Here is a 12906-nt window from a genome sequence, read left to right as displayed (position 1 = left end):
GTTATGAATGAAGTGTTACCGCGCGAATCTTTCGCACTGAGTGCCCGGGTGTTGGGAGCCTTGTTTTATTTCTCACCCGACAGCGAGCAGGCCGCTCCGCTGGTGTCAGCGCTGACCACCAGCGACTGGCACCTGGACTGGCCGCTGACGCAGGACGATTTACGGCCCATCGCTGAGACCTTGCGCACCACCACCGACGAGCCGCTGGCGGATGCCTGGCAGCGTCTGTTCATCGGCCCGTGGGCGTTGCCTGCGCCGCCATGGGGTTCCGTGTGGCTCGATCGTGAATCGGTGCTGTTTGGCGATTCGACGCTGGCCCTGCGCAAGTGGATGCGGGAAAACGCCATCGCTTTCGAGGTACAGCAAAACGAGCCGGAAGACCATTTCGGCACGCTGCTGATGCTGGCCGCCTGGCTTGCCGAAAATGGACGCGACGCCGAGCGCGATCAACTCCTGGCATGGCATTTGCTGCCGTGGAGCCAGCGCTTTTTGACGGTGTTCATTGAAGAAGCAGGTCATCCGTTTTACGTCGGCCTTGCTCAGCTTGCCCGCCAGACGCTGGCCAGTTGGCAATCCTCCCTGTTAATCCCGGTCGCCGACAAACCGTTGTATCGCTAATTGTCTCTTCGCATGGCACTTACCTGCCGTGCGAAACCCCTTATTTGTGACGGTGTCACTTCTTAAGTTTTACCTTTAGGACTATTCTGCCCGCATCCCCTGAGGCCTTACTCCATAAGGCGTAACACCCTGTTTACATTGCCATCTTCCCCGAACTGATTTTCTCTGCCGCTGGAACCCTTCCCAATCGCTTGCTATAGGTCATGTACCCCTGCCGAAACATGGCATAACAACAGGCAATCAATGGGTTGCTATAACGCATGCGCACAGGGAGACACACCGCAATGCACTCATCATTACTGACACGTACGCTGCTTTTCATCGGCGCGATTATTGCAGTTCTCGCTCTCCTCGCCTGGGGAATTGGGCTGGATACGATCAAAGCGCGCCAGGTTGACCTGCTCTATCTCGGTCAGCAGCACCTGATTTTAGTTTTCTCTTCCATGTTCTTTGCCCTGTTAGTCGGGATCCCGAGCGGAATATTACTGAGCCGCCCGGCCGCGCGTGGCACCGCCGAATACGTGATGCAAATCTTTAACGTCGGCAACACCCTGCCACCGCTGGCGGTTCTGGCCCTGGCGATGGTGGTACTCGGCATCGGTGACAAACCGGCGATTATCGCCCTGTTCCTGGCGTCGCTGCTGCCGATTGTGCGTAACACCTATGCCGGATTGTGCTCGGTTCCCGCCTCACTGCTCGAAGCCGCTAACGGTATCGGGATGACCAAATGGCAGCGCCTGCGTCAGGTGGAGATCCCTAACGCCTGGCCGGTGATGCTCTCCGGCATCCGCATCGCCACGGCGATTAACGTCGGTACTGCACCGCTGGCCTTCCTGATCGGTGCCAGCAGCTACGGCGAGCTGATTTTCCCCGGTATCTATCTGAACGATTTCCCGACCCTGATTCTGGGTGCGGCGGCCACGGCGCTCTTCGCGCTGATTCTGGATACGCTTTTGGCTGCACTGGGCCGTCTGATGAGCCCACATATCGCACGATAACAATAACAAGGAGCAAGTATGAGACTGTCTTCACGCCTGGCGGCCCTGTTTACCGCCGCGCTGTTGGTCAGCCAGGCCCAGGCCGCACCGCTGATTCTGGCTACCAAGAGCTTTACCGAGCAGCATATTTTATCTGCCATGACCGTACAGTATCTGCAAAAGAAAGGGTTTCAGGTTCAGCCGCAAACCAATATCGCGACGGTCATTTCCCGGAATGCGATGATCAACAAGCAGATTGATATGACGTGGGAGTACACCGGGACGTCGCTGATTATCTTTAACCACATCAACAAACGCATGTCGCCGCAGGAGTCCTACGACACGGTGAAACGCCTGGACGCGAAACACGGCCTGGTGTGGCTTAAACCGGCGGACATGAACAACACCTACGCGTTCGCCATGCAACGTAAACGCGCCGAAGCCGAGCACATCAATACGATGTCCGAGATGGTGGCCAAAATTGAGCAGATCCGCAAAACCGATCCGGACAACAACTGGCTGCTGGGCTTAGACCTGGAATTCGCCGGGCGCAGCGATGGCATGAAGCCGCTCCAGGAAGCCTATCAGATGGAACTGGACCGTCCGCAAATCCGCCAGATGGACCCCGGCCTTGTGTATAACGCCGTGCGCGACGGTTTTGTCGATGCGGGCCTGATCTACACCACTGACGGGCGCGTGAAAGGCTTCGATTTGAAAGTGCTGGAAGATGATAAAGGCTTCTTCCCGAGCTATGCGGTCACGCCGGTGGTGCGCAAAGACACCCTCGCGGCCAACCCTGGTCTGGAAGAGGCGCTCAACACCCTTTCCGGCCAGCTTAATAACGACGTTATCACCGAGCTGAATAAAAAGGTTGATATCGACCATCAGTCACCGCAGCAGGTCGCCCGTGATTTCCTGCGTAGCAAGCAGCTGCTGTAAGGAGGCGCTATGGAGACCATTCACTACATTATTGATAACTGGGATTATTTATTAACCCTCACCTTTCAGCACCTGTGGCTGGTGGCATTAGCCGTCGGACTGGCGATCGTAACCGGCGTGCCGCTGGGCATTTTAATCGTGCGCCATAAATGGCTGGCGACGCCGGTGCTGGGCATCGCGACCATTGTTCTGACCATTCCGTCGATTGCCCTTTTCGGCCTGATGATTCCGCTCTTTTCGCTGATCGGTCAGGGTATTGGCGCCCTGCCCGCCGTTACCGCTGTATTCCTTTACTCGCTGCTGCCGATTGTGCGTAACACCCACACCGCCCTCGACAGCCTGCCGCCTGGTCTGCGTGAAGCCGGACGCGGAATCGGCATGACCTTCTGGCAGCGCCTGCGCTGGGTGGAGATCCCGATGGCCCTGCCGGTGATTTTCGGCGGCATTCGTACTGCCGTGGTGATGAATATCGGCGTCATGGCTATCGCCGCCGTGATTGGCGCGGGTGGTCTGGGGCTGCTGTTGCTGAACGGTATCGGCGGGAGCGACATTCGCATGTTGATTGCCGGTGCCTTAATGATTTGTCTTTTAGCTATTGTGCTCGACTGGCTGCTCCATCGCCTGCAGGTCGTGCTGACTCCGAAGGGGATTCGATAATGATAAAACTGGAAAACCTCACCAAACAATTTTCACAGAAAAATGGCCAGACCTTTAAAGCCGTCGACAACGTTAACCTGAACGTTCCTGAAGGGGAAATGTGTGTCCTGCTGGGGCCGTCAGGATGTGGTAAAACCACCACGCTGAAGATGATTAACCGCCTGATTACCCCGAGCAGCGGCACTATTCTGATTAACGGCGAAAATACCAACGAGATGGATACCGTCACCCTGCGCCGCAATATCGGTTACGTGATTCAGCAGATTGGTCTGTTCCCGAACATGACCATCGAAGAGAACATCACCGTGGTGCCGCGCATGCTGGGCTGGGATAAGGCGCGCAGCAAAGCGCGTGCTGAAGAGCTGATGGATATGGTGGCGATGGACCCGCATAAATTCCTCAACCGCTATCCGCGCGAAATGTCCGGCGGCCAGCAGCAGCGTATCGGCGTGATTCGCGCCCTGGCGGCGGATCCTCCGGTGCTGCTGATGGATGAACCTTTCGGTGCGGTAGACCCGATCAACCGTGAGGTGATCCAGAACCAGTTCCTGGAGATGCAGCGCAAGCTGAAAAAGACGGTGATGCTGGTCAGCCACGATATTGACGAAGCGCTGAAGCTCGGTGACCGTATCGCCGTGTTCCGTCAGGGCCGTATCGTGCAGTGCGCCAGCCCCGATGAACTGCTGGCAAAACCGGCGAATGAATTTGTTGGCTCTTTCGTCGGTCAGGACCGCACCCTGAAACGCCTGTTGCTGGTATCGGCGGGTGACGTTACGGATCAACAGCCAACGATCACCGTGCGCGAATCCACCCCCCTGCCGGAGGCGTTTGCCACCATGGATGACAACGACATCCGCGCCATCACCGTGGTGGATGGCAACGGCAAACCGCTGGGCTTTGTGAAGCGCCGCGAAGCACGTCACGCCACTGGCTCTTGCGCAGACATGCTGCATCCGTTCCGAATGACGGGCAAAGCGGAAGACAACCTGCGCGTTGTTCTGTCGCGTCTGTATGAGAGCAACACCAGCTGGATGCCGATCGTAGATGAAGAGGGTCGTTATAACGGTGAGATTTCGCAGGATTATATTGCGGAGTATCTGAGTTCAGGGCGAACCCGTCGTGCGCTGAATATTCACAGCGACACGTAAAATACTGCGGATAATAGCCGGGCAGTCAGGACTGCTGCCCGGTTTCGGTGTTACGCGACGACCTTCTCAACGGAGAAGGTGCTGTCCAGCATCGACAGATCGATGTAACGCGCCAGATCGCGCTGCTCAGCGCGGGGCAGATACGGCAGTTCACCCACCAGCGGTCCCTGCAGTTTTTTGCTCAACACGTCGATGATTTCGGCGTAATGGGCAAGACCGGGGTTGATGCGGTTAGCGACCCAGCCAATCAGCGGCAAACCATCGTTAGCAATGGCCTGCGCGGTCAGCAACGCGTGGTTAATGCACCCTTCCTGAATACCGACAACCATCAGCACCGGCAATTGTTCCTGCACCACCCACTCCGATAACGGACGCAGATCGTTCATCAGGCTGCGCCAGCCGCCGGTGCCTTCGATCACCACGTGATCGACGCTATCGCTGAGGTTCGCCAGCCCGTTGGACAACAGGGAATAATTGATAAGACCGCTGTGTGCGACGCTACTTTCGTCTTCACTCAGCGCGATCGGGTTGATGGCCTGATAAGGCAGCTCAAGGCTTGAGACACTTTGCAGCACCAGCGCATCTTTATTGCGTAGTCCTTCTGGCGTCTCTTTACTTCCTTTCGCGACCGGTTTATAACCTGCCACACTCTTACCGCCTGCCGCCAGGGCCTGCAGCAAAGCGCGGGACACCACCGTCTTACCGACAGAAGTATCAGTACCCGTTACAAAGAAACGCTTAAGCATCACTCACTCCACCTTTGGGCATATGCTTTGAAAATATAAACTAAGTAAATAATTCAGTGGAGTGAGTCTAAGGTATGCGCCGTCGGTCCAGATTGAGATAGCGCAATTTTTATGAGATCAGCGAAAAAGAGTTATCCCTGCAGCAGGCGGATCAATAGCGAACCGTTATACATCGCATCTTTCACCAGCGCGGCCCCGGCCATGGTGCCTTGATTGGAAAACTGCGTGCTCTCGACCACCATATTTTTACTGTAGGCCGGAAGGGATTGCTGACGAATGCAGTCAGAAATCGCCGGGAACAGGATCTCGGCGGCCTGATTCAGCGGCGAGCCAATCAGGATTTTTTGCGGATTAAAGAGATTCACCATAATCGCCAGAATACGCCCGACGTTATTGCCCACACCGGTAATGATGTCTTTCGCCAGCAGATCGCCCTGCCGCGCCGCGCCGCACAGGGATTCGACGGTCAGCGGCTGGCCGTGCAGCGATGAGCTCATCGACTGGCTAAGACGCAGCTGCGCCAGCTCCATCACGCTTTCGACGCTGGCGATGGTTTCGAGGCAGCCGTGGTTGCCGCAGTAGCAACGCTTGCCGTAGGGATCGACCTGCGTATGACCAATTTCCACCAGGCTGCTGCTCCCGGCATGCAACAGGCGGCCATCGGTAATCACGCCCGCCCCTACGTTGTGGTCAATCACCACCTGAATCACGTCACGCGCGCCGCGAGAGGCACCAAACAGCGCCTCGGCCATCGTCCAGGCGCTGATGTCATGCTGAATATAGACCGGTACGCCGGTGTGATTCTCCAGCACTTCACCCAGCGGCATGTCTTTGACGTCGTCATAAAACGGCATGCGATGGACGATTCCATTTTCCGTATCAATAATTCCCGGCAGGGTGATCGCAATGGACGTCAACCGCTCCAGCTTTTGCTGATGGCGAATAAAAAATTGATCGATATGGACAATGATGCGTTCAAGCAGGGTTTGCTCTGACTGGAGCGGCAGTTCGAGACGGTCCTCGACCACCAGCTTACTGCTCAGATCGCGCAGGGCGAGAATCACTTCCGCGCGGCTGATGCGAATCGACAGGTAGTGCCAGGCTTCGGTTTCCACCACCAGCCCCACCGCCGGACGGCCACGGCTGCCCGGCTCCTGGATTTCCGTCTCCTGAACCAGATGCGCTTCCAGCATTTCACGCACTATTTTGGTAATACTGGCTGGCGCCAACTGCGCCAGTCGGGAAAGATCGATACGCGAGACCGGGCCAAGCTGATCAATCAGGCGATACACCGCACCCGCATTGGTCTGCTTAATTTGATCAATATGTCCTGGCTGACTATCAGCAACCACCTCTTACATCCTTATTTTCGCGCTTCGAAATAAACTTTGGGCTATGGTGAAGCACTTCGCAGGCAATCGTCAAATTTAAACTTAGCCATGTGATTTGCCGCACATTTTTCGCCCTTTTTCAGGCCATTATTGGCCGCTTTGAGGCTGCAATCAGCTGGTTTTTGAAACGCTGTGCCGCATGGCTCTGTTCATGGTGTTTTGGCCACACCAGCCACATCTCAGAGACGGCATCCTCTTCGGCAATCGCCACCCAGCGCATTTCGCTGAGCTGCACACGTTTAAATGACGCCGGAAGAATCGATACCCCCAGCCCTGCCGCGACTAAACCGATTATCGTCATCGCCTCGCCCACCTCCTGGGTGATCACCGGCGCCTGCCCGTAGCGGCGCATCAGGCCAAGAATGTCGTCGTATAACCCGGTCCCGACGTGAGGGTCGAAAAAGACAAAGGGTTCCTGCGCCAGTTGGGCAAGCGTTACCGAGTCCAGTTCGGCCAGCGGGTGATCGCGAGGAATCATCGCCAGCAGCGGCTCGCGCAGGATCACTTCCCAGGCCAGGGTATCGGGCAGATGGGTGTTGCGCATCAGCCCCAGATCCAGCGAACCTTCATTCAACGGGACAATCTGCTCCCGCGTATTGATCTCGCGCGTCTGAATGTGCACATCGGGATAATGGCGGCGAAACGACGACAGGGTATCCGACACCGCGCTGATAAACGGCGCCGACGAGGTAAATCCGATGCGCAATTCGCCCGTTTCGCCCAGATGCAGACGTTCGGCGCGCGCGGCGGCGTCATCGACCAGACTCAGTATTTGTCGGCTGTCGGCCAGAAACTGCCTTCCCGCCTCCGTCAGGCTGACGCTGCGGTTGGTGCGGGCCAGCAAACGTGCGCCAACCTGCTGCTCAAGGATTTGGATCTGCTGGCTCAGGGGCGGCTGGGAGATGTTCAGCCGCGCGGCCGCCCGGCCAAAATGGAGTTCTTCAGCAACCGCGATAAAGTAGCGTAAATGGCGCAGCTCGATATTCATATTTTTAACGTATCATTTGAGATTATTAATATATTAGACAGAATATTTACAATTTCCTACTCTGATCTTGTGGTCATACCCGTCACCAGAAATCACGGGGATGTTTAAGCAAGGAATGAGTGTGAGTCGTACATCTACCGTTGATATCGCCCCGGCAAGCGACATTGATGATTTACCCGCAGCACCCGCGCCGGACCAGTTTATCAAACGTGGTACTTCCCAATTTATGCGCGTCACGCTGGCGCTGTTTTCCGCCGGTCTTGCGACCTTCGCCCTGCTCTACTGCGTGCAGCCGATCCTGCCGGTTCTCTCTCATGAGTTTGGCGTCTCTCCCGCCAGCAGCAGCATTTCCCTGTCGATCTCAACCGGGATGCTGGCGGTCGGATTGCTGTTTACCGGCCCGCTCTCCGACGCTATCGGACGCAAACCGGTGATGGTGACCGCGCTGCTGCTCGCGTCGGTGTGTACTTTGCTTTCGACAATGATGACCAGTTGGCACGGGATTCTGGTGATGCGCGCTCTGATTGGGCTGTCCCTGAGCGGCGTGGCGGCAGTCGGAATGACCTATCTCAGCGAAGAGATCCACCCGAGTTTTGTCGCCTTCTCGATGGGGTTGTATATCAGCGGAAACTCGATTGGCGGCATGAGCGGACGTCTGCTGAGCGGGGTGTTCACGGATCTGTTTAACTGGCGCATCGCGCTTGCGGTGATTGGCTGCTTTGCCCTGGCATCAGCGCTGATGTTCTGGCGTATCCTGCCGGCGTCACGCCATTTCCGCCCTACTTCCCTGCGGCCAAAAACGCTGTTTATCAACTTCCGCCTGCACTGGCGCGACCAGGGTCTGCCGCGTCTGTTTCTGATGGGCTTCCTGCTGATGGGGTCGTTCGTCACCCTGTTTAACTATATCGGTTATCGCCTGATGCTCTCGCCATGGCATCTGAGCCAGGCCTTTGTCGGCCTGCTCTCCGTGGCCTATCTCACCGGGACCTGGAGCTCGCCGAAAGCAGGCGCGATGACCGCACGCTTCGGTCGAGGGCCGGTGATGCTGGTTTCAACAGGGGTAATGCTCGCGGGCCTGCTGCTGACCCTGCTCTCTCCCCTGTGGGTCATTTTCGCCGGAATGCTGCTCTTCTCCGCTGGTTTCTTCGCCGCGCACTCCGTCGCCAGCAGCTGGATCGGCCCGCGCGCCCGTCGCGCCAAAGGCCAGGCGTCATCACTCTATCTGTTTAGCTACTACCTGGGCTCCAGCATCGCCGGGACTCTCGGCGGCGTGTTCTGGCACAACTATGGCTGGAATGGTGTCGGAGGATTTATTGCGTTGATGCTGTGCGCCGCGCTGCTGGTGGGTACGAGCCTGCATAAACGTCTGCACTGACGGTTATGCTTCAAACGAGCGCGAAATGGGAAAGCTGGTACACCGCCACCAGCGCTGAGATATTCACAATCACACTGATGATGAACCTGGTTTTGAACGGCTGCTTTTGCGTTTTATGGCGGAAGAGTTGTTGGCCCGCCATCGCGCCGGTCCATCCTCCCACAAGGCCAAACACCAGCAATGTAGATTCCGGCACTCTGCGCCAGCCCTTGCGCGCCGCCGTTTTATCCACGCCATAGATCACCAGCGTAAGCACATTGGCGAGCAAGAGCCAGCTGACAATGGGATGGGCGGTAAACGTGCTTCCGATCGCTGAAACGATGAGGAGCAAGTAACAGAAGCGATTGAGATTCATAGGCGCGGTCACGGTCGTTATTACGGTAAGTTGTGCGGCATTATACGGGGTCGCGCTGTCAGGGCGAAACGGATGTCATAAACCTGGAGCGGGCTGTTTAGCATCTTCTATAAAAGCCACGTCAATCATTACACCCGGCATCATTTCTTCAAGACCGTCTGTCAGCATCTTCCCGGCTTCATGAAGCTTCTCCAGGGGCATCTGCGGCAGACTCTCCAGAATGAACCACATTTGCTGCGCGTCCACACTCAGGCGAGTTCTGATCCCCTGTCGCCAGTTCCAGCGGCGGCAGGTCACTCCGGCATCATCGCACCAGATAACTTCTCCCTGCGAAGGATATTCAACTGCGGGTTCACCCTCTTTGACGGTATCAAAAGGTTCTGTGCCTTTTGCCACAACCAGCCGTGGCGCCCCCTGATAGGCAGCGATATTTTCTCCCCCAACCGGAACGGCATACTTCAGACTGACGGCGTTATAGAGATCCACGACCGGATCAAGAGCGGGCATTGCGCCGTCGCGAAGAACGCGTTTACGCAGCGCATCAGCTGAGCACGGCGTGCGTTTTGGCCTGGCACCAAATCCCTGAAACACTTCTGCCCACGCGGTCAAATGTGCTTCAGCCCAGGCAGGGGTTCCAGCCAGAACGGCTTCGCAGGCTGCTTGCAGAGCGATTTCACCAACACACGGGTTACGTACCGGGGCGGCCTCTACACAGATACTCAGAGCCCGGAAACCGGGGGCGATACCATAAACCTCTGGGGCAATTGACGGAGAGACAATGAACACGTGATAATCCTGTAATGACCAATTTACTCCATGATAATGACCAATGACCAAAAAAGTCAATTTAATGACCGATGCAAATTCGATTGTGAATACCGTTAACGAAGCCGTATCGCAGCGGATTAAGCTTTACCGTAAGCAAAAGAAAATATCACTCGATGAGCTGTCCCGCCGGGCGGGCGTCAGTAAGGGCGCTCTGGTTGAGATTGAGGGGTGCAGGGCAAATCCCAGCATCGCCCTGCTATGCCGCCTGGCTGCTGCGATGGGCGTTTCAGTAGCGGATTTTGTTGATGTCAGTTCCAAACCGACCGTGCATCTTATTGCTGAAGATGAGATCCCTGAGCTTTGGAATGGTGAAAAAGGGGGAAGAGCACGACTGCTCGCAGGTTCTGGCGGCCCCGATATGACCGAGCTATGGATGTGGGAAATGCAGCCGGGGGAAAAATTTGCTTCAGCCGGTCACCCGCAGGGAACGCTTGAACTGTTTTATGTACAACAGGGGACGCTTACGCTTGGCGTACAGGAGCACCTGTATTCGGTGAATACCGGCTGTTCAGCAACGGCCAGAACCGACGTCCCGCATTTCTATGAGAACCGGGGTAAAAGTTCACTCACATTCATCATGACAGTAAATGAAAAAGCATCCTGAGTGCTGCTCTTAGCACAGAGCAGACTTTACTGTTCCGCGTCTAAACTTTCTTCGGCTCCGGGGTTCCCTGATGAAAAACTAACTTCCATTGCCCATTATCAGAACGCGCCCAGCACGATGAACGAAGGGAAACGCGACTACCATCCGGATGAAACGTCCTGTAATGCAAGATGGCGAAATCCTCGCGAATGCTGATGAGCCGAAAGTCGTTGCTGAGAATGGCCGGGACACATTCTTCACCCATAAGAGACGCTATCGTCTCCTCACGAGTCACCAGGACGCCCGAGCGTGTAATTTCCTTGAACTCAGGATGAAGTATGTGCTCAAGCCATTCAAGGTCGTTCCGTTTGATCCCATGAAGAGTGCATTCAAGTGCTTCCAGCTTTTCCAGCAGCATGGCGTTCATCCTCGTTGAAACTCCTGTCACCTGGTATTAAAGCAGCCAGAGATAACGAACGCGATAACCTGATATCAACAATCTGATTAGTGCCCGTTGTTAAACATTTTTCAACCACTGACATCATTCGAACTTATTTATTAAGCACTTAGTCCAATTATAGTTAACTCTCGCTAACGCCAACGCTCCCGAAACTTCGCCGAAATCGACCGTCTGATGCCGGACAAAAAACTCGCGCAGTTGCATGGGTAAAAACGCTGCGCTATATCGCAACAGTGTGCTGTGCCAGAACGGAGCGGGCAAAGGGCTGCCCGTATGGCGCAGCAGCAGCTCATCTTTCCATTGGGAATTTAAAACGCTCTCGCAGAATGACTGGCGCAGGGCAATGGCGGGATCATCGGGGATACCTGCCAGCAGTAATTGACTGGGCAGTGCCACCAGCCTTAGCTGCCGGATCACAATGTGCTTTCCCTGATATTCACGCCAGATATCGGTCAACTGCCCTGTTTTTTCCGGCAGCGACTCCTTTTCTTCATACAGCGGCAGAGTCAGAGGCAGAAAAGTAAAATGGACGCTACTGACAGGGAGAACATCGGCCAGTCGATCGCCCTCCGTGCGTTGCTCCAGTTCGCGAATGAGGCATACCACAGGCTCGGGCAATACCGGCTGTATGCCCGTTGCAAGCGCCAGTTTGTCAGGATCGTAGTAATGCTGTTTCCTGATCTCTCCGATAGCGGGGTTTTCCCGCCAGAGCGCGAGGGTTTTCTGATTCGTCGCGCTGTACGCATTTTGCAGACGGGTGGCGTCCATAGCAGACCTGCCAGGGCGAGAGGGTTGAGTTCCCTTCACTGTACCCTCCTCTCTTCAGGCCGTCACAGGATCTAACAGAGAAGTGCCATAGGAATTATCGATTGTACACAGCCAATGCTCCCCCGCTTCCTGCCTGAAAACATAGGTCGCACGACGTGTGGTTTCGACCGTTCCCCCCTTGCCATCAGGAAAGCGAAGTACAGTTTCCATAATAACGAGCGCATTACCGCCCCCTTCGATCACCTGCATCTCTCCCTGCTCAACAATAAGTTGATCCTGAAAATAATCAGAGATGGCGATAAACGCTTTACGGATATTCTCTTTACCTGTGACGGTTAATCCCGGCTTCACCACCAGAGCAGCATCCTCAGCGTAATTCTCCATCAGAGAGTCAAAGTCTTTAGCGGAAATTGCTCTGTCACAAGATTCGATAATCTGACGTAACGGATGTGAGTGCATAATGATTATCCTGTAAAGTATCCCACCTGTATTACCTGGTAACTCAGTGTATATGTATAGCTACTATATTTTATGAGTTGTTGGGATTAACACGTTATTTCAGGAGGCTTTGTGCGCACTCGCCCGTCATCCCGGTTGATCGTTCTTTCGCCTGAGAATCGCGTTTTGCTCTTTTGCTTCTGCCATAACGATGACGCTCTGCGTGGAAAGACCTACTGGGCAACGCCTGGTGGAGGGCTTGAGCACAATGAATCTTTCGAGCAGGCTGCGTTGCGCGAATTACGTGAAGAGACGGGCCTGACAAGAGACTTAGCAGGTCCGCAGATAGCCGCCAGAACCTTCGAAATGATGCTGCCGAGTGGGGAGACTGTTCTCGCCGAAGAGAGTTTCTTTATTATTCATGCAGATCAATGGGATATCGACCGCTCAGGATGGAGCAGCAATGAAAAGAACCTCATTCGCGAGCACCACTGGTGGACAATCGAAGAGCTGAGACAGACCACTGAAATCATCTTTCCAGCCGATTTGATCATTGAAATACTTGAAGGTTCAGCTGTGTTTACTGCTGCAAAATGACGCTGATATCCGCGCCTGGCACCCGCAGCCAGGTCTGC

The 12906-nt window shown here is 55.3% G+C and carries 16 protein-coding genes; 8 read left to right on the top strand and 8 right to left on the bottom strand.

Annotation, left to right across the window (positions count from 1 at the left end):
• The first annotated feature begins 3 nt into the window (after positions 1-3).
• From dmsD to osmV, 5 genes are all read left to right on the top strand, one after another.
• Positions 4-618 (top strand): Tat proofreading chaperone DmsD, encoded by a 615-nt coding sequence (gene dmsD / locus ETG88_RS05135; protein ID WP_129034841.1) that lies wholly within the window; start codon positions 4-6, stop codon positions 616-618.
• Positions 619-902: 284 nt separating this feature from the next.
• The gene (gene osmY, locus ETG88_RS05130; protein ID WP_100780281.1) at positions 903-1616 is read left to right on the top strand and encodes an osmoprotectant ABC transporter permease OsmY; all 714 of its coding nucleotides are present in this window, start codon (positions 903-905) and stop codon (positions 1614-1616) included.
• A gap of 18 nt (positions 1617-1634) precedes the next feature.
• Positions 1635-2534 carry an osmoprotectant ABC transporter substrate-binding protein OsmX gene (osmX, locus tag ETG88_RS05125; protein ID WP_102103640.1) on the top strand — a complete coding sequence of 300 codons (900 nt, stop codon included), beginning with the start codon at positions 1635-1637 and terminating at the stop codon, positions 2532-2534.
• A gap of 9 nt (positions 2535-2543) precedes the next feature.
• Positions 2544-3191: an osmoprotectant ABC transporter permease OsmW gene (gene osmW, locus ETG88_RS05120; RefSeq protein WP_100780283.1), complete on the top strand. Its 648-nt coding sequence runs from the start codon at positions 2544-2546 to the stop codon at positions 3189-3191.
• Positions 3191-4339 (top strand): osmoprotectant ABC transporter ATP-binding protein OsmV, encoded by a 1149-nt coding sequence (gene osmV, locus ETG88_RS05115; RefSeq protein WP_102103638.1) that lies wholly within the window; start codon positions 3191-3193, stop codon positions 4337-4339. Before osmW ends, osmV begins: the two co-directional genes overlap by 1 nt.
• A gap of 50 nt (positions 4340-4389) precedes the next feature.
• On the opposite strand, the gene bioD is transcribed toward osmV, so the two are convergent.
• From bioD to ETG88_RS05100, 3 genes are all read right to left on the bottom strand, one after another.
• Positions 4390-5085: a dethiobiotin synthase gene (gene bioD / locus ETG88_RS05110; RefSeq protein ID WP_100780285.1), complete on the bottom strand. Its 696-nt coding sequence runs from the start codon at positions 5083-5085 to the stop codon at positions 4390-4392.
• 131 nt (positions 5086-5216) lie between these two features.
• Positions 5217-6437, bottom strand: a complete 1221-nt coding sequence (gene mlc, locus ETG88_RS05105; protein WP_129034840.1) for a sugar metabolism global transcriptional regulator Mlc — start codon at positions 6435-6437, stop codon at positions 5217-5219.
• 118 nt (positions 6438-6555) lie between these two features.
• Positions 6556-7464: a LysR family transcriptional regulator gene (locus tag ETG88_RS05100; RefSeq protein WP_100780287.1), complete on the bottom strand. Its 909-nt coding sequence runs from the start codon at positions 7462-7464 to the stop codon at positions 6556-6558.
• A 121-nt stretch (positions 7465-7585) separates the two neighbouring features.
• Between ETG88_RS05100 and ETG88_RS05095 the strand changes: the two genes are divergently transcribed.
• Positions 7586-8839, top strand: coding sequence for an MFS transporter (locus ETG88_RS05095; protein ID WP_129034839.1), 1254 nt, complete (start codon positions 7586-7588; stop codon positions 8837-8839).
• Positions 8840-8849: 10 nt separating this feature from the next.
• On the opposite strand, the gene ETG88_RS05090 is transcribed toward ETG88_RS05095, so the two are convergent.
• The gene (locus ETG88_RS05090) at positions 8850-9194 is read right to left on the bottom strand and encodes a DUF1294 domain-containing protein (RefSeq protein ID WP_129034838.1); all 345 of its coding nucleotides are present in this window, start codon (positions 9192-9194) and stop codon (positions 8850-8852) included.
• 75 nt (positions 9195-9269) lie between these two features.
• Complete coding sequence (locus tag ETG88_RS05085) at positions 9270-9980, bottom strand: B3/B4 domain-containing protein (RefSeq protein WP_129034837.1); 711 nt, start codon at positions 9978-9980, stop codon at positions 9270-9272.
• 43 nt (positions 9981-10023) lie between these two features.
• On the opposite strand from ETG88_RS05085, the gene ETG88_RS05080 reads away from it, so the two are divergent.
• A complete protein-coding gene (locus ETG88_RS05080) occupies positions 10024-10626 on the top strand; it encodes a helix-turn-helix domain-containing protein (RefSeq protein ID WP_129034836.1) in 603 nt (200 codons plus the stop codon).
• Between the two features lie 40 nt (positions 10627-10666).
• Here the strand turns inward: ETG88_RS05080 and ETG88_RS05075 are convergent, their stop codons facing one another.
• From ETG88_RS05075 to ETG88_RS05065, 3 genes are all read right to left on the bottom strand, one after another.
• Positions 10667-11032, bottom strand: coding sequence for a nuclear transport factor 2 family protein (locus ETG88_RS05075; protein ID WP_312153646.1), 366 nt, complete (start codon positions 11030-11032; stop codon positions 10667-10669).
• Positions 11033-11146: 114 nt separating this feature from the next.
• Positions 11147-11833: a hypothetical protein gene (locus tag ETG88_RS22260; protein ID WP_164971764.1), complete on the bottom strand. Its 687-nt coding sequence runs from the start codon at positions 11831-11833 to the stop codon at positions 11147-11149.
• A gap of 54 nt (positions 11834-11887) precedes the next feature.
• Positions 11888-12292: a YybH family protein gene (locus ETG88_RS05065; protein ID WP_129034835.1), complete on the bottom strand. Its 405-nt coding sequence runs from the start codon at positions 12290-12292 to the stop codon at positions 11888-11890.
• Positions 12293-12403: 111 nt separating this feature from the next.
• Between ETG88_RS05065 and ETG88_RS05060 the strand changes: the two genes are divergently transcribed.
• The gene (locus ETG88_RS05060; RefSeq protein ID WP_129034834.1) at positions 12404-12868 is read left to right on the top strand and encodes an NUDIX hydrolase; all 465 of its coding nucleotides are present in this window, start codon (positions 12404-12406) and stop codon (positions 12866-12868) included.
• The last annotated feature ends 38 nt before the right edge of the window (positions 12869-12906 follow it).

It is taken from the genome of Lelliottia nimipressuralis (assembly GCF_004115925.1).
GTDB classification, from domain to species: Bacteria; Pseudomonadota; Gammaproteobacteria; order Enterobacterales; family Enterobacteriaceae; genus Enterobacter; species Enterobacter nimipressuralis.
The sequence above is the reverse complement of the archived record's forward strand: the minus strand, read 5'-3'. Positions and strand labels throughout refer to the sequence as shown.